This is a genomic window from Bacteroides stercoris ATCC 43183 (genome assembly GCF_025147325.1).
In the GTDB taxonomy this organism is placed as follows: Bacteria; Bacteroidota; Bacteroidia; order Bacteroidales; family Bacteroidaceae; genus Bacteroides; species Bacteroides stercoris.
In genome coordinates this window covers 1,148,077-1,164,581 of record NZ_CP102262.1, presented here as the reverse complement: position 1 = coordinate 1,164,581, position 16,505 = coordinate 1,148,077, and the positions used below count along the sequence as shown (strand labels likewise).

The following is a 16,505-nucleotide window of genomic DNA, read 5'->3' as shown; positions in this document are numbered from 1 at the left end:
CACGGCAAAAACATCATTTGGTTGCAGCCAGATAATTCGTCAGCGGATTGGCATACATCAGCAGCAGCTTCTCACGCAGGAAGTCCACATCCTTATTGGGAAGGGTGATACGTTCCAACTGTCCGTCGATATAACTTATAAAACGCTTCTTATCCTCTGCGGTATAATGCTCTACAAAGCGTTCTTCCTTATACAGCAAATCGTGAGCCACGTAATTGGTGGCAAAAATACGGTAGTTGGCATGGATACGCTTGTCAATCAAAGCAGATATGGCTACGAACAGCTCCGGTTTCGGCAATGTCCGCTCCAGTTCGCCCAAATCCTCATTGATACAGGATGCCATACGGAAACAGACGCGGCCCTTATATCCCAAAAGTCCGGTCTGCATGTTCAGCAGGTCATCATCCGTGGTTTTCTTATAGTCGGGTATGTCGCGTTTCAGTTGGAACTCCTGCGCTTTCAGATAGTCGCAAGGGTCGTATTCGTACGAAATGGAGAGCGGAACGATATTCAATTCCTGAAGATTGGTGATAATGTCTCCATCGCCCCCCATTGCCAGCATCTTCAGAACGCTGTCCTGCGTAACGTCATTGGAATCTTTTGCACGCCCTTCGCGCTGGGCAATCCAGATAGACTGTTTTTTCTCCGCAATGGTGTAGTGCATATAGCGAGACATCCGTATGGACGATTCCAGCATCTGGCGCATGGTCAGCGCGCGCTGTACGGTGAAACATTTGTTGATACGCACCAGTTTCTTGATCCAGGGATAAATCAGCAGATTGTCACCGATAGCGATTTCCACGGTGTCCAATCCCTGCTCCACCAGGAGAACAGACAAAAAACCGGAGTCGAGAATAATGTCCCGATGATTGGAGACATAGGTATAGGCCGACTGTTTGTTCAGCACAGCCATGCTCTCCAATATCAGTCCGTCTGTAGTATCTTTGGCCAATTTATGCAAGATGCCGTAGCAAAGATTTTCCTGAAACTCCTGCTTGGTCTTGCTTGCACGCATCTTTTGCGCGATAGCTTCAAAAGGGACACCCGGCATAACGGCGCAAGCCACTTGTTGGAACGCCGGGTCAGCAATCAATTCCTCAAAAACCTGAGGTAATTCTTCGTCATGATAAGGGCGGATTTCTTCAAATTCCATGATATGCAATTTTAAATTTTAAACAATAAGTATTTGGTTTCAAGACTAACAAGCGGGCATCTGATAGCCGGTTGATACCTAATAGTTAATATCTAAAATTGGTTTTCTATTATATCTGTCATCACATCTTTAATATCCAGGTTCGCCGCGCGCACCTGCTGCGGGATAAAACTGGTGGCAGTCATACCCGGAGTGGTGTTCACTTCCAGCAGATTTATCTTTTCTCCTTCGGTAATGATATAGTCGACGCGGATAATTCCGGAAGCGCCGAGAATGTCGTAAATGGCGGAAGTGAGTTTCTGTACGCGGTCGCGCAGTTCATCGGGGATGCGCGCCGGAGTTATCTCGTCCGACTCACCGTTATATTTGGCTTTATAGTCAAAATACTCGTTATGCGACACCACCTCCGTAATAGGAAATACCACCGACTTCTCTTTGGTTTTGTAGCAGCCGCAGGTAATCTCCATACCGTCCATAAAAGCCTCTACCAAAACTTCTTTGGCTTCAGCAAAAGCCTTTGCAATGGCGGGTTGTATCTGTTCCTTCACATTCACCTTCGTCACACCGAAGCTGGAACCGCCCAGGCTGGGTTTGATAAAACAAGGCAAGCCTATCTTCCCGATTACATCTTCATCGGAAACCGACTGTCCCTGACGAAGCAGCAAGGAATCGGCAATGCGCACGCCGAACGCCTTCAGATACTGGTTGCAGGCAAACTTGTCATACGTCAGTGCGGCGGCAAGTACCCCACAACAGGAATAAGGGATGTGAAGCATATCGAAATACCCCTGCAGGCGTCCGTCTTCTCCCGGAGTGCCGTGGATAGTGATATAGGCGAAGTCGAACACTACCTTCGCACCGTCCAGCCGGAAGCTGAAGTCGTTGCGGTCTACCGGAGTCTTCGTTCCGTCGGGGAGCTGCACGTGCCAGTCGGTCCCGCGCATCTCCACAATATATAATGTGTATCTCTCCTTGTCGATGAAGGAGTAGATTCCTTGTGCACTGCGTAAGGAGACCTCAAATTCGGAAGTGTCTCCTCCGCATACAATAGCGATTGTGCGTTTCATTCTAATTCTCTATTACTAATATAGCCTCTCCACTTATCGAGCAGCCGGTTCATGTCGTCCGGCAGCTCCGAGGTAAAGTACATTTCTTCTCCGGTAACGGGATGCACAAACCCCAGCGTCATGGCGTGCAACGCCTGCCGCGGACAAATATCGAAGCAATTGTTTACAAACTGTTTGTATTTGGCAAAATGAGTTCCTTTCAGAATCTCATGACCGCCGTAGCGTTCATCGTTAAAGAGAATATGCCCGATGTGTTTCATGTGTACACGGATCTGGTGGGTACGGCCCGTTTCGAGCACACACTCCACGAGCGTCACATACCCCAAGCGCTCCAACACACGGTAGTGGGTAACGGCATGCTTGCCCTGGTCGTCCGGAAGGACGGTCATCTGCATACGGTCTTTGGGATTACGGCCTACGTTACCGACGATTGTGCCTTCGTCCTGTCCCACATTTCCCCAGACAAGGGCGCGGTAACGGCGTTTGGTGGTCTTGTTGAAAAACTGAAGACCGAGATTGGTCTTGGCATCCGGCGTCTTGGCAATTACCAGCAAACCGGATGTATCTTTGTCGATACGGTGCACAAGCCCCACATGCGGGTCGTTGGCATCATAATCGGGAATATCTTTCATGTGCCAGGCAATGGCATTGACAAGCGTGCCACGGTAGTTCCCATGTCCGGGGTGCACCACCAGCCCTGCCGGTTTGTTGACTACCATCAGGTACTTGTCCTCATACACTATATCCAGGGGAATATCTTCGGGAATAACCTCGTTCTCATAGCGGGGACGGTCCATCATCACCGTTATCACATCCAGAGGCTTCACCTTGTAACTGCTCTTCACCGGTTTGCCGTTCGCCATCACAAATCCGGCATCGGCAGCTTTCTGTATACGGTTGCGCGAGGCATTGGTCAGGCGGTCGAACAGATACTTGTCCACACGCACCATCTCCTGCCCCTTATCCACTACTACGCGGAAGTGCTCGTAAAGCTGCGACTCGTCACCTACAGGTTCTATATCGTCCAGTACATCATTCTCTATGTCGTCCGGTAACTCTTCGATCATCGTTTGTCCTTTTTACGGATTAAAGACACTTTCACTCTCGCACACCTTTAACATCAAAACCAGGATTCGTCGGCAGCAGAACCTTCGGAAACGGCTTCGTCCGGGTTCCCCATGCTTTCGTCCGCAGACAAAGAATCGCCTTCCATCACTTCCCTGTTGCCATCGCCTACCATTAAAGTCAGCGTTGCACCCATAGGCACTTTATCACCGATAGCGAGCATACGCTCACGGTACTTCACGCCGTACACCCAATCCTTTTCGCCGGGCACATATTGGATGTCATTCAACTTGAAGCCCGAAGCCAGGATACGCGCTTCCGCCTGACGCAGGGAACTGTTGTCCGCCACATCGGGAACGACTTGCAAAGGTATATTGATAGCATTGATTGTCAGATAAATGATACGCCCCTCTTTCACCTTCTGCCCGGCAGCCGGATTATAGTCCAGGATGCAGCCGGCAGTTTTATCCTTGACATACGTGGAGTCGGAAACGATACAAGCCAGTCCCCGGCTGTCAAACACCGCTCCGGCTTCCGCCACCGTCATGCCTTTCACATCGGGCACTACCACAGCCTCGCCGTGATGGGTATATATATCGATTCCTTTTAATGTTCCGAACATCAACAACACTACCACGGCAATCATTGCCAGGATGTTTATCCAGAAGTATTTGTTCTGCCGGAAAGAAAAAAATTCCTTTATAGTCATAATCACTACAATTTGATGCAAAGATAATGCAAACCGAGAGCAGAATAAAATGAACCCGTTCATTTTTTATGCCGGGGTGCAGTTTATCTTCGCTTTTGATGCAAAGATAATGCAATTTAGGCGCATTGCAATGATGTTTTCTTGAAAGTTTCACAAAAGAAAAGCCGCAAAACACTGTTACCAGTCCTTTGCGGCTCTCTTATCTCTATTAAAAGGAATGATTATGCCTTCACTCCGTTGTATTCGTCAGAAACAGTCAGTTTCTTTCTGCCTTTGGCACGACGTGCGGCTAATACTCTACGACCATTAGCTGTAGCCATTCTCTCACGGAATCCGTGTTTGTTTTTTCTCTTTCTGTTAGAAGGTTGAAATGTTCTTTTCATTACTGTATCTTGTTTTATGTTATTATTCTACGTAATCGGGCTGCAAAAATAGAGACTTTTTCTAAAATAACCAAGAGATAACTCTTTTTATCTCAAAACTTTTTGTGTTTTTTACCGATTTCCATTACTTTTGCACTCGCAAATTGAGCGAAACATCTTAATAAATAACAATAATAAAGACTATAAAGTATGATTAATGCCCAAGACATTAAAATCGGAACTTGCATCCGCATGGACGGCAAGCTTTATTTCTGCATCGACTTCCTGCATGTGAAGCCGGGAAAAGGTAATACTTTCATGCGTACCAAGCTGAAAGATGTAGTCAACGGCTATGTGCTGGAACGCCGCTTCAACATCGGTGAAAAGCTGGAAGACGTACGCGTAGAACGCCGTCCGCACCAATATCTCTATCACGACGGTGACAACTACCAGTTTATGAACCAGGAAACTTTCGACCAGATTCCCATCGCCCACGACCTGATTAACGGTGTGGACTTCCTGCTCGAAGGAATGGTTGTAGACGTTGTGTCCGATGCTTCTACCGAAACCGTTCTGTATGCTGACGTACCCGTGAAGGTTCAGATGAAGATTACTTACACCGAACCGGGTCTGAAAGGCGATACGGCTACCAACACGCTGAAACCTGCAACCGTAGAATCCGGCGCAACCGTACGTGTACCGTTGTTCATCAACGAAGGCGAGACTATCGAAATCGACACTCGCGACGGTTCTTACGTAAGCCGCGTAAAAGCATAAGAGGAATCATTTCTCTTAAGAATATTAAAAGCCGCCTGACTGAGCACTCATTCAGACGGCTTTTTTCTCAAAAGAGATGTTTATTAAACAGGAACCCAAAGGTTTATACTGCACAATGCAATCGAAACCATTCCCTTTAACAACTCTTTTTTCACCCCTGGTAAAGAGTCTATTTTTGTATATATTTTTTCGTAAAAGTAATCATTTCTTCTCTATCTTCCAACAAAAGAACAGAATCTAAATATTCATCCAAAAACTGATAGTCCAAAGTTGGTGAGCTTGAAATTCCTGCAATAAAAACATTATTCAAATCTGAAGACGTGTTAAGTGCATTTTTCAAATTTCTTATAAGAATTATTATATTTCCCCATTCTAAAGAAGATATACCAACATCACTATACCCCATCTGCTTAAGTTTCGTTTCAATCATCGATGACAAAGCAGAATCACTGATATTACTGCCATATCTAAGGGTTGGATTCTCCCGACAAAGTTCATAGATAGCCCTATTATGACTATTACCCAACTCTTTATGTTGCCTTGAAGAGTTAGAATACACTTTCCATTCATCATTTATCTTCCAGGCAGTTCGAGCATCCCCCCATTTATTGCCGTTACCAAAGATGTTGTTAAAGAAACACGAAGTCCTCTCCAAAAATTCATTCCATTATCACGTCCCCATCTATAGCCACCGGCATCAGCTTTTCCTAGATTTTTAAACCAGCTTCTAAAAGAACTCCAAAAGCCACGAGTGTGCACATCAAGCGGAGCAGGCACATAAGGTTTTATATCTTCCACATATTGAATTAGTTCTTCCATTTGAACTTGTTCAACACTTGGCTTTAAGACTTGCTCCTCTATTTCACTTTGCGAACAAGAACCGATTACAAGTCCTACAACAACAAACAGGATTTTCACTAACAAGTTTTTCATAATTGATTATTTTTAATTATATTTGCCTAATATATAAAAAAATATTTAAAAAAAGCACCATGAAAGAAGACCTGTTTTTTTTATTTTTATTTTTCATTAGTGTCCCGTTAAAATGGGACGAGTTAAACAATTAATCAAAAAGCCCCGGAATCAGGGGATCATTTAGATCTTTGACATCATTGAAATTAGTCTTGTCGAACAGGTCACGCAAGTGGGTTTTGTCAGTCAATGATATGCTGAGAATTTGTAAAACTTCATAGGTTGAACGTTTCAACTTCATATCATGTTGGACAATAGCCACAAGACAGTACGTGATAATAGCCACACTGATTTGTATGCGAACAGCGTTCTCTGTTGTGCCCCAGAATTTCTTTATCTTGAGATGCTGCTTGAGCCATTTGAAGAACAGCTCGATTAACCATCTTTTCTTATAAAGATCGGCGACATCCAGTGCAGAAAGTTGTTTTGCATTCGTCAAAAAAGTGAACTCACGGTCATCCTCTTCGTCGTAATATCGGACGAGTCTGAATGACTCAGGATATTTTTTCTCGGAGAGATATCCGGTCAGTTTCACTTCCGCATCTGTCATTATGTTCTTTGGCATTCTTCGCTTCCATCTGACTGTCTTATACTTTAAGTTCGTCTTGGCTCTGACAACAAAGAAAGAGTCTGTAAGATGTATCCTATAGAGTTCTTTAAAGGAGTCATAAGCCCTGTCGAATATATAATAAGCATTTGGTTCATAATGGATTGAAGACATTGCTGTGGAATCATGCTTTGATGCAGTAGTTACAGTATAGAAGGCAGGAACTTGTGCTTCAATGTCGTATAAGACATGAGCTTTCACCCCTCCTTTCTTGCTTCGGAACTTTGCCCATGGGAATGTTGCAAGACACAACGGAATCGTTGTTGAATCAAACGCATATTTCTTTCCGGAAATGTCAAGGATGTTGGTCGTCCGCTTCTCGCAGGCTTCCTTCATCATATAGAATGCAAAGTCTTCGAAGATTCTGTAATCACGGTTCTGGTTCGCTGTCGCAAGAGTTGTCTTGGCTATCGGTTCACGACCTAAACCAAGATGATATTGCTTGGCCCTATGCGCCTCGAAAGCAACGACTAAGTCTCGCAGGCTCTCACGGTTACTCAGTTGTCCAAACATCATCGCGAGCATCTGATTCCAGCAAGTGAAATGTTTCACATATCTGTTGCCATCATACTTGCGAACATAGTTGTTGAACTGAGTCCTGTTCAGAAAAGCGGTTAATTGAGAGAATACGTATTTGTCTTGGAACATAGCAGCCATTTGTATTAGACTGCAAAGTTGCAAAATCAAGTCCGTTTCATTTCAAAAAACCGTGTAATTGACTATATTTCAATAATTTCAAAGAACTATTTATCCACTTTTACGGGACAGTAGTGCCAACTTTCATTAAAAAGTCTCCGGAATAAATTTTCCCATTCGCTTTCAATTTAGAGTGTGTAGCAGGCATCAGGTTGATTTCGTCTACTCTATATTGTTTATTCGAATCTAATCCTTGTAGCTTCACCGGCATTAGTTTTTCCTTAAAACGAGGATAAATATCATAGGCAAACAAAACAGCTTTATCCCTATCTTTACTTACATAGTTAATGGCCATATGATTACTTTCATACGGAGAAACTAAACGGTATTGCATACCATCCATTATGGCATTTTGTAAGCGTTTCCAATTGGCTACAGCCATTTGACAATAAGCAATTTCACCGGTAGTAAGCTCTTTCAATCCTATATCAAAACCGAGTTTACACATGGAAGCCACATCCGTACGAAATTTGACAGAGGCTGCCTTGTTCCAACCGGTTACATGTGCACACATGGCTTTAGCCGGAAAAAACTGAGAAAAACCCCATTGAATATAAATACGTTCCACAGGATTGGTATTGTCACTACACCAAAATTCCGTAAAATATTTTAATGCTTCATAATCACACCTTGCACCCCCACCAGAACAAAGCATCATCGGTACATCAGGATAGTTTTTCTTAATACGTTTCAAGACATTATAAATACCACGCACATGCTCAATATACAACTGTCCTTGTTTCTCCTTCCAATAAGGAGAATAGATATTGGTAATCGGGCTATTGCAATCCCATTTAAAGAAAGCTACACCTGGATTCTCCTCTAAAATACCTGCCACAACATTATAAACATAGTCCTGTACTTTGGGATTACTTAAATCCAATACCAACTGATTACGATAATAATAGGTTTCTCGATTAGGCAATTTAATAGCCCAGTCAGGATGCTTTTCGAACAATGCACTTTTTGGATTTACCATTTCCGGTTCAATCCAAATTCCAAATTTTACTCCTGCTTTTTCAGCCGATTTCACTAAAGCAGATATTCCACCGGGAAGCTTATCTTGAGTTACTTCCCAATCTCCCAAACCGGCACGATCATTCTTACGAGGATATTTATTGCCAAACCATCCATCATCCAGCAAAAACATATCTACTCCCAAATATTTAGCCTCTTTCATCAATTTAACAAGTATTTCCTCATTGAAATTGAACTTTGTATTCTCCCAATTATTCAATAATGTCATGCGGTCGTTTTGCCCATCTTTAAGACTATAATTAATAGCCCATTCGTGAAAGTTTCGGCTACCTTCTCCTGTGCCATTGTAACTTAAAGTAAAAATAAACTCAGGCGTAGAAAAAACTTCACCAGCCTTCAGCTCATAGTTGGAGGCATAAGGATTAATAGCAGGAATAACGCGCAAATTGCCCACGTTGTCTACTTCAAAGGTGAAACGAAAGTTACCGGTCCACCCTAAAGTACCCATCAGAACCGTCCCCTGATGTTCATTGACCGGCTGGTCTAATCCTACTTCAAAAAAAGGATAAGCATGCATGGCAGCACGACTTCCAAGTTTGGTATCGATCACTTTCTTACCAAATTGCAATTGCTGACTGCTCATATGCGCTTCCTTAGCCCAGTCACCGCTGAATTCAGTCAGATAATAACTGGAATTATTAAAGTAAAGCATTGTGGAAGCATAAGTAGATAAAATAATCGGTTTCCGTTCTTGGTGCTTGATTTCGCTCCAAGTTTTGATGATATTCTCTTTCGGATAAGCTACATAATGTAAGATTACATCTACCGGATATTGATCATCGCGCAACTGTATGACTGTTTCCACACCTCCTTCCACCGGTTGATTGTATGAAGTAACATAATATAATATAGTAGAAAGATTTCCATCACTGTGACTGATACCAAGGGCAGGTTCAAAAAAATCTTCATTGCCAGAGCCACTATACACCTCCCAACCACGTTTACTGACACTACCGTCCGAGGCAGCATATACATTCCATGGAAAATCCCGTACATCTCGTTCATACAACAATTTCTTACCTAAATAAGTCTGATACAAACGCCCATTTTCTCCAACTTGAAGTATCAAATCTATATTATCGGTAGAGATACGAATTGTTCTATTATTCTCCGCATTTATACACACTAAAGATAATAATGCAAAAAAAGAAATAAGCAGTTGTTTTTTCATGATACTATTATTTATTAATCTTGAAAATCACAGCAGATACAGGTGACATGTTTATGCGGTCTTCTATTGTGCCTGCTTTATACTTTACCTGTTTCTTATCACCTATCACTATTTCCCATTTTCCAGACTTGAATGCCGGAAATTTAGCTGCCACTTTCTTAGCACTTGGATTCACAGCTACACAATAACGTTCTCCATCCGCTTCACGCAAATAGATCAAAGGATAAGGCTGCTCCACATTACTGATCATCTTCCAGTCTCCCGTATTTCCCAAGGCCTTGGAAGAACCACGCAATTTCAATACATCACGTACATAATTCAGCAAAGAGTTCTCATCTGCCTGCTGTTGTTCCACAGTGGGGGCATCCTCTTCCGGGTCAACCGGAATATACAACTTTTCTGCGGGAGCAGTAGAAAAGCCAAAATTAACAGACCCGTTCCACTGCATCGGCGTGCGACTTCCGGCACGATTTCGCGAAGCAAGTACACTACCTTCAACATCTGGCAGTCCTTCAATGTACTTCATACCTATTTCATCACCATAATAGATGCAAGGAACTCCTGGCATAGTCAATAAGAAAGTCATTGCTACTTTCAACTGTTTCAAATCTGTACGTTTTCCACAAGCCAGACGCCATATATCATGATTGGAAGTCGGTAGAGAGATATATCCTTTTCCTTTCGTCTTTCCATATTCTTTTTGGTACATTTCTATAAACTGCTTAACTTGTCCTGCTCCTTCCAACCCGAAATAACAATTGATATCTTCCGTTTTTTTCTTATTGAAGAAAAGGGAAGTATACCCCTTTCGTCCGATATGGAACAGAAAATCGATATGGAATCCGCCACCAATAGAATTGGTTGGCTCTCCCCATTCGGCAATAAAAGCTCCCTCTGGATATTTTTCTTTGAACCAAGTGCTAATACCTGTCCATAAACGGCTTGTCTCGATATGCTTCGGATCATTCTTTATCAGACTGTATGCCATATCCACCCGAAAGCCATCCATACCTTTGTCCATCCAAAAAGAAATAATATTCTTCAATTCACGTCGAACTGCTTGCGGACCAGGGGCATCTACCGATTGTTCCCAAGGATGCTCCGGATTGGGATTGGCATACCCATAGTTCAGTGCCGGCTGGCAATCGAAAAAATTCTTCATATAATTACCGTCGCGCTCACAATCTGTAGAGACAAACTGTTTCGGTTTTTCCGTTTTTGAAGGTGTCCAAATGAAATAATCGCTATACTGTAAATTCGCATCAGACTGCTTGGATTGTAAAAACCAAGGGTGTTTGTCAGAAGTATGCCCTGCTACAAGATCCATAAAAATCTTCATTCCTTTTTCATGTACTTTCTGTACAAGACTCACCAACTGAGAATTTGTTCCATAACGCTCATCCACAGAATAGAAATCTGTCACATCGTATCCACCATCAAAAAACTCAGAAGAAAATACCGGACTAATCCAAATCGTGTTCACTCCAATGGACTTGATATAATCTAATTGCGATTCTATTCCTTTCAAGTCGCCGATACCGTCACCATCACTATCTTTGAAAGAGGCCGGATAGATTTGATAAACCACCGCCTTTTCCAACCACTGCGGAAGATGTTGTGCCTTTACTATTCCGCTAACGAGGAACAGACTAACAAATATAATCCATTTCATAATTTCTACTCTTTTCATTGTTTTTCTATAATAATTCAAACATCAATCAATAAAAAAAAGAATAGAGACCGGGAGATGTACCCCAATGTCGCATCACTCCCGGCCTCAACCATCATTTATATAAATTACAGCAATTTATATATTATACTTAATTTTCTTCCCAGCCCGGATTCTGTGCCAAAGCCGGATTTATCACTCTAACATTTCTCGGTATAGGACGAAGATATTTCTTATCATCCCATTCCCGTTGGAATGCTTCTCCCCAAACCAAATAACCACTTTTATCACCCGAAAGAGTAAGGTTACCGCCAAGCTGCACAAACTTAACTCCTGCAATACTGGGTTTAGTACCTTTGTAGAAGCATACATCATTCTTTCCGTCACCGTCCAAATCGTACCCTTCATTCACTTTCGGGATGTAAATACCTTCCCATTTTGTCCTATTTGCAGCCAATAAATCAGCAGCTTTCCAGCGCATCAAGTCATCATAGCGACGGTCTTCGGCAATCAGCTCAATGGCACGTTCACGTCTAATTTCCAATAAATACTTGTCCGATATATTTGGATAATAAGTTTCCTGCATATAAGTATCCGCCGTTTCCGGTTCCTTACCATTGACACCGGCACGCTCGCGCAGCAATTTAATCGTCTTATTCCATATATCCGAAGTGAATTCACCGAGCTCGGCTTTAGCCTCCGCATAAATCAATAATATCTCGGCATATCGGAATATAGGCATTGCATTTGTAGCCTCTGCTTGGCCATCGTAAAATGTATTATCCAAAGACCATTTCATCATGTGATAACCGCTCAATGTGATAGTAAAATCCGGTAAAACAGTTATTTCCTTGTCTTTATCTATACGTTTGTAACCCGGAGTACGAATTGTCTGCTTCAGGCGACAGTCACGATCTTTTACTTCCTGCGGAAAAGTCATCGTTTCATAACCTGCCTTATCCGTAAAACGACTGCCATCTCTCATCAAATAAGTATTAACAAAGGAACGAGTCAATGACCAACGAGAGCCTGACGTTGCAGAGTTATACTTCCATGTCACATCGTGCCAACGACGGAATTCTGCATCATACACCTGTGCCCAAATAGTCTCATCCAAAATAGAACGCACACCTACCCGGTTCTCTGCTGTAAACAATTTACGATAGTCCTTTTCAGCTTCACCGGTATTCAACAGTTTATATTGCTTAGAATTTATCAACTCTTCTGCCGCCAAAGCAGCCTCTCTGATCCATTTATCAGCATCCGGCAGATTCATTTCCGGATGATATTTGCGGAATGTACCTTCATGCAAACATACACGTGCTTTCATGGCCAACGCCACATACCGGGTTACTGTTGTACAAGTTTCATCTTTCTTGTCAGTAAGGTATTTTACAGCCTCATTCAAATCCTCCAACACCTTATCCATTACAAACTCCCTTGAATCACGAGGTTTATACAATGCTTCATCATCAGGCTCTAAACAGTAATCATAATAAGGAACTCCACCGAAAGTTTTCACTTTCTCAAAATAGAATTTGCCACGCCAGAACTTAGCTAATCCCATATATTTATTCTTAATATCATCACTTACAGGCGACTGTTTCAAGCGGTCAATGAAATAGTTGATATTCCGTAAGTCACTCCAGCTCCATCCGCCTTGATTGTCGGGCCCATACCCCGAGGTCAAATACGAACTTACCGAAACCACCTCCATAATATCGGCTACACCGTCTCCGGTAGCTACACCAACTCCTGGCATATCTTTTTCATAAAAAGAATTTGCATAAAGACTTATCTCGCGCTCTGTCTTAAAAAAATCGTCAGGCGTTATCTTATTTTTTGGATATTCAGTCAAAAAATCTTCGCACGACGCGAACATCAGTCCCAATGCCATTGCATATAAATATATTTTTTTCATAATCTTCCCTCTTTTTTAGAATGAAACATTCAATCCTACCGTATACGTTTTCAGCATCGGATAACTATATCCTTGTTCTTCACCTTTACGGTCTTTCAAATCGACATCACCGCCCTTGATAACTTCAGGGTCAAAATTCTCACATATATTGGAGAAAGTAAAGAGATTTTCGCCTGTAAAATAAATCTTCAATCCGGTCAGTCCTAACTTAGACACCCATGCTTGCGGCAATGAATAATCAACAGTCAGCGCTTTCAGACGCAAGTAAGAAGCATCCTGCATATAGCGGTTGTTTGGCGTTCCCATCGGACGTCCGCCATTTTCAGAAGAATATCCCACCAAACGGGGCCAATAAGCGTTGGGGTTAGGATTCTCCTCCGTCCAACGGTTCTCATGCATCTTCAGCGAATAGCCGTAAGGACGATTGTACTTGCCCCAGAAAAATCCTGTTTCCTGTCCCGGATACCAATCTCTTTTTCCTACACCTTGAAAGAAAGCGGAAATTCCGATGCCTTTCCAACCTACATTCAAATTGAAACCGTAGTGATAACGTTCCTCCTCATTGCCGACAATAACCAAGTCACCATGATCGCTCAGCGTTTGTGCACCCTTATCAATTTTACCGTCTCCATTCAAATCAGCAAATTTCAAGTCACCGGGTTGCCATATCTTAGAGTCTGAAATCTTTATATAATCCTGATCTGCATGATTAGCTATTTCATCATAACTGGTGAACAAGCCTTCGATGTTGTACCCCCAAATATCACCAATGCGATAACCTTCATAGTAATCACTCAACTTACCGGTAGCATTGTTATATTTGGTAATCCAACTTTGGCTATCCCATAACATGAACTTCACTCCATAATGGAAATCGCTGCCTGCCAACTTGAAATTATCTCTCCATGAAAGAGTCAATTCCCATCCTTTTGTTTTTAAATTGGCATAGTTGCCTTTGGGTTGAGTAGTACCCAGTACTTCCGGAAGCGTAGGCCCTACGGTATACATATCAGTCGTATTACGGCGGTACCAATCGAATCCTATCGTCAGGCGGTTTTTAAACATATCCACATCTACACCCACATCATATGTGGTAACCTTTTCCCAAGTCAGATTATTAGGAATCAACCCCGGATAACTTGTATAATTCACTTGTCCGTCACCTACAATCACACCGGTTTTATCAATACTCATGGTGGGCAAGAACTTATAAGGATCTACATTACCATTGCCCAATGCACCGACTGAGAATCTCAACTTCAGGTTATCGAGCCAGGAACGAGTACCCTCCATAAACTTTTCTTCCGAGATGCGCCATGCTGCTGAAGCAGAAGGGAAGAAGCCCCACATCTCATTAACAGGGAATTTAGACGAACCGTCATAACGTCCGCTTGTTTCAATGAGATAACGTCCCTTATATCCATAGTTCAAACGATAGAACACACCTACATAAGACCAGTTCTTGTCACCTTGTTCTAGTTTATAGTTCAAACCATCCATTAAATCATAATTCGGTCTGTCGGGGAAAAGGAAACCGTCTCTTTCCGAATAAAAGGTATCTTTATTGGAAGTCTCCAGATTCCAGCCTCCCATTACGGACAAAGCATGATTTTCTCCCAGTTTCGGAGTCCAAGTACCATTAAGGTTGGCTGCCATATAGCGGGTTTCATCCTTATTATCCATCATAAGGCTCTTGCCCTTTTCCGCAAACTGTTCGGGACCGGTGCTGTAAGGAACATAATTCAAAACGCGATTACGCTTATAAGCCGTATTGACATAAGTAAAATCACCACGAAATTTTAACACATCTTTGATAGGAGTAATATTTACTCCAAAAGTATTCTTATATTGCAGTGTTGTCTGGTCCTGATAAGAGCTTTCATTATAGAAATCTCCCACAGCACAATAGACAGCACTATACGTCAGACTTCCATCTGGATTGTACATTACAGCCATCGGAAAGCCCTGCTGTTCCATATTACGTTGGATATTTAAAGTCTGATCATACGAAATCAAAGGGTAATGATACGTCTTGTGCATCATATCAAAGTTATTGTCAATACTCAGCCAAGGCTTGATTTTTATAGAGCCTTTTGCACGAAAGTTTCCACGCTGGTAATCATCTGTATTGGCGCGGTAGATACCATCCTGTGAGAAAAAACGGCCCGACACATAGAAGTTGGCTATATCATTGCCACCTGTAATACTTATTGAGTGGTCTGTCCCGGCTGTCACGTCTTTATAGAGAAGTTTGTCCCAATCCGTATTCCCAAAGTACTCATACTGTCCGGTATTCTCGTTTATCTGCACTTTGGGCAGGTCAGGATTCGCATCGTGACGACGCAATTCTTCGTGCCACTCCGGTGTATAAGGGAATATATTATTGATAGAAGTAGGCATGGTTCCTTTATTGTTCACAAAAGCTTCTACAAAGTCATCTGTCCACTGCAATCCGTTTGTCACCAAATCAGGTTCTACTGTGCGCTGGCTGAAAGAGAAGCTACCATTATAATTCACTTTCACGCCACCTTTCTGCGCATTCTTAGTAGTAATCAATACCACACCGAAAGTACCGCGAGCACCATATACGGCAGCCGAAGAAGCATCTTTCAGAACAGAAACACTCTCTATATCTTGCGGATTCACCGAATTCGGGTCACCTTCCACACCGTCTATTAAAATCAGTGCTTCTCCACCTGCACCAATAGAGGTTGTACCGCGAATATTATAAGACGCTCCGCGATCGGGCTTACCGTCACGCATGGATATATTCAAGTTCGGAATTTGCCCTTGCAAACTACGTGTCAACGACGGAGTTGAACGTCCTTCCAATGCTTCGGAATTAATATGGTCTACTGCACCTACCAAATCTCGTTTCTTCATAGTACCGTATCCCACAACCACCACTTCATCCAAAGCCTTGACATCCTCTTCAAGGGTAACATCCAAAGAATTCCGGCTGCCCGGTGTAAGTACTACTGTATTATAACCTATAAAAGAGAATTCCAGTTTGGTCTGTTTGCTTGGCAATGCCAAACTATAATTTCCGTCAATATCGGTAATGGTACCTTGTGAGGTTCCCTGCACTCTTACAGTTACGCCGATCAACGGTTCGCCATTCTGGTCGCGCACACACCCCTTTACCAATTCCTTCTGCATCACAGCTTGTGATTCATAACGGACACCCCATTCACCCCGATTCAAATCATCGGCCCATGAAGGCGCAGCCAGGCAGCACGCCAATGAGAACACCGCTATACGGCAAGTTTTATTCACATTTATTGTTTTCATATTATCA

The 16,505-nt window shown here is 42.7% G+C and carries 13 protein-coding genes; 1 reads left to right on the top strand and 12 read right to left on the bottom strand.

Annotated elements, in window-relative coordinates; translation table 11 throughout:
- Positions 1-13: 13 nt before the first annotated feature.
- The 5 genes from NQ565_RS04760 to rpmH form a co-directional block, all read right to left on the bottom strand.
- Positions 14-1,153 carry a 1-acyl-sn-glycerol-3-phosphate acyltransferase gene (locus tag NQ565_RS04760; protein WP_005656349.1) on the bottom strand — a complete coding sequence of 380 codons (1,140 nt, stop codon included), beginning with the start codon at positions 1,151-1,153 and terminating at the stop codon, positions 14-16.
- A gap of 92 nt (positions 1,154-1,245) precedes the next feature.
- A complete protein-coding gene (locus tag NQ565_RS04755; RefSeq protein WP_005656348.1) occupies positions 1,246-2,220 on the bottom strand; it encodes a D-alanine--D-alanine ligase in 975 nt (324 codons plus the stop codon).
- Positions 2,217-3,287, bottom strand: a complete 1,071-nt coding sequence (locus NQ565_RS04750; RefSeq protein WP_005656347.1) for an RluA family pseudouridine synthase — start codon at positions 3,285-3,287, stop codon at positions 2,217-2,219. The genes NQ565_RS04755 and NQ565_RS04750 overlap by 4 nt, the downstream gene beginning before the upstream one ends.
- 53 nt (positions 3,288-3,340) lie before the next feature.
- On the bottom strand, positions 3,341-3,994 hold the full coding sequence (locus NQ565_RS04745) for a PASTA domain-containing protein (protein ID WP_005656345.1): 654 nt from the start codon (positions 3,992-3,994) through the stop codon (positions 3,341-3,343).
- A 221-nt stretch (positions 3,995-4,215) separates the two neighbouring features.
- On the bottom strand, positions 4,216-4,377 hold the full coding sequence (rpmH, locus tag NQ565_RS04740) for a 50S ribosomal protein L34 (RefSeq protein ID WP_004292199.1): 162 nt from the start codon (positions 4,375-4,377) through the stop codon (positions 4,216-4,218).
- Between the two features lie 189 nt (positions 4,378-4,566).
- On the opposite strand from rpmH, the gene efp reads away from it, so the two are divergent.
- Entirely contained in the window at positions 4,567-5,133 is a 567-nt protein-coding gene (efp, locus tag NQ565_RS04735) for an elongation factor P (protein WP_005656303.1), read from the top strand.
- Positions 5,134-5,302: 169 nt separating this feature from the next.
- Here the strand turns inward: efp and NQ565_RS04730 are convergent, their stop codons facing one another.
- The 7 genes from NQ565_RS04730 to NQ565_RS04700 form a co-directional block, all read right to left on the bottom strand.
- Positions 5,303-5,563: a hypothetical protein gene (locus tag NQ565_RS04730; protein WP_005656301.1), complete on the bottom strand. Its 261-nt coding sequence runs from the start codon at positions 5,561-5,563 to the stop codon at positions 5,303-5,305.
- A 143-nt stretch (positions 5,564-5,706) separates the two neighbouring features.
- Positions 5,707-6,066, bottom strand: coding sequence for a hypothetical protein (locus NQ565_RS04725; protein WP_005656297.1), 360 nt, complete (start codon positions 6,064-6,066; stop codon positions 5,707-5,709).
- A 130-nt stretch (positions 6,067-6,196) separates the two neighbouring features.
- A complete protein-coding gene (locus NQ565_RS04720; protein WP_016660807.1) occupies positions 6,197-7,360 on the bottom strand; it encodes an IS4 family transposase in 1,164 nt (387 codons plus the stop codon).
- A 109-nt stretch (positions 7,361-7,469) separates the two neighbouring features.
- A complete protein-coding gene (locus NQ565_RS04715) occupies positions 7,470-9,617 on the bottom strand; it encodes an alpha-galactosidase (RefSeq protein WP_005656282.1) in 2,148 nt (715 codons plus the stop codon).
- 7 nt (positions 9,618-9,624) lie between these two features.
- Positions 9,625-11,307 (bottom strand): alpha-amylase family glycosyl hydrolase, encoded by a 1,683-nt coding sequence (locus tag NQ565_RS04710; RefSeq protein WP_005656281.1) that lies wholly within the window; start codon positions 11,305-11,307, stop codon positions 9,625-9,627.
- A 130-nt stretch (positions 11,308-11,437) separates the two neighbouring features.
- Positions 11,438-13,207 carry a RagB/SusD family nutrient uptake outer membrane protein gene (locus tag NQ565_RS04705; RefSeq protein ID WP_005656279.1) on the bottom strand — a complete coding sequence of 590 codons (1,770 nt, stop codon included), beginning with the start codon at positions 13,205-13,207 and terminating at the stop codon, positions 11,438-11,440.
- A 15-nt stretch (positions 13,208-13,222) separates the two neighbouring features.
- Positions 13,223-16,498, bottom strand: a complete 3,276-nt coding sequence (locus NQ565_RS04700; protein ID WP_005656278.1) for a SusC/RagA family TonB-linked outer membrane protein — start codon at positions 16,496-16,498, stop codon at positions 13,223-13,225.
- Between the last annotated feature and the right edge of the window lie 7 nt (positions 16,499-16,505).

Excerpts from the sequence above, each read along its gene's own strand:
- NQ565_RS04700 (WP_005656278.1), bottom strand. The coding sequence starts at position 16,498 with ATGAAAACAATAAATGTGAATAAAACTTGCCGTATAGCGGTGTTCTCA.
- NQ565_RS04710 (WP_005656281.1), bottom strand. The coding sequence starts at position 11,307 with ATGAAAAGAGTAGAAATTATGAAATGGATTATATTTGTTAGTCTGTTC.
- NQ565_RS04720 (WP_016660807.1), bottom strand. The coding sequence starts at position 7,360 with ATGTTCCAAGACAAATACGTATTCTCTCAATTAACCGCTTTTCTGAAC.
- NQ565_RS04730 (WP_005656301.1), bottom strand. The coding sequence starts at position 5,563 with ATGATTGAAACGAAACTTAAGCAGATGGGGTATAGTGATGTTGGTATA.
- NQ565_RS04760 (WP_005656349.1), bottom strand. The coding sequence starts at position 1,153 with ATGGAATTTGAAGAAATCCGCCCTTATCATGACGAAGAATTACCTCAG.
- NQ565_RS04725 (WP_005656297.1), bottom strand. The coding sequence starts at position 6,066 with ATGAAAAACTTGTTAGTGAAAATCCTGTTTGTTGTTGTAGGACTTGTA.
- rpmH (WP_004292199.1), bottom strand. The coding sequence starts at position 4,377 with ATGAAAAGAACATTTCAACCTTCTAACAGAAAGAGAAAAAACAAACAC.
- efp (WP_005656303.1), top strand. The coding sequence starts at position 4,567 with ATGATTAATGCCCAAGACATTAAAATCGGAACTTGCATCCGCATGGAC.
- NQ565_RS04715 (WP_005656282.1), bottom strand. The coding sequence starts at position 9,617 with ATGAAAAAACAACTGCTTATTTCTTTTTTTGCATTATTATCTTTAGTG.
- NQ565_RS04755 (WP_005656348.1), bottom strand. The coding sequence starts at position 2,220 with ATGAAACGCACAATCGCTATTGTATGCGGAGGAGACACTTCCGAATTT.
- NQ565_RS04745 (WP_005656345.1), bottom strand. The coding sequence starts at position 3,994 with ATGACTATAAAGGAATTTTTTTCTTTCCGGCAGAACAAATACTTCTGG.
- NQ565_RS04705 (WP_005656279.1), bottom strand. The coding sequence starts at position 13,207 with ATGAAAAAAATATATTTATATGCAATGGCATTGGGACTGATGTTCGCG.
- NQ565_RS04750 (WP_005656347.1), bottom strand. The coding sequence starts at position 3,287 with ATGATCGAAGAGTTACCGGACGACATAGAGAATGATGTACTGGACGAT.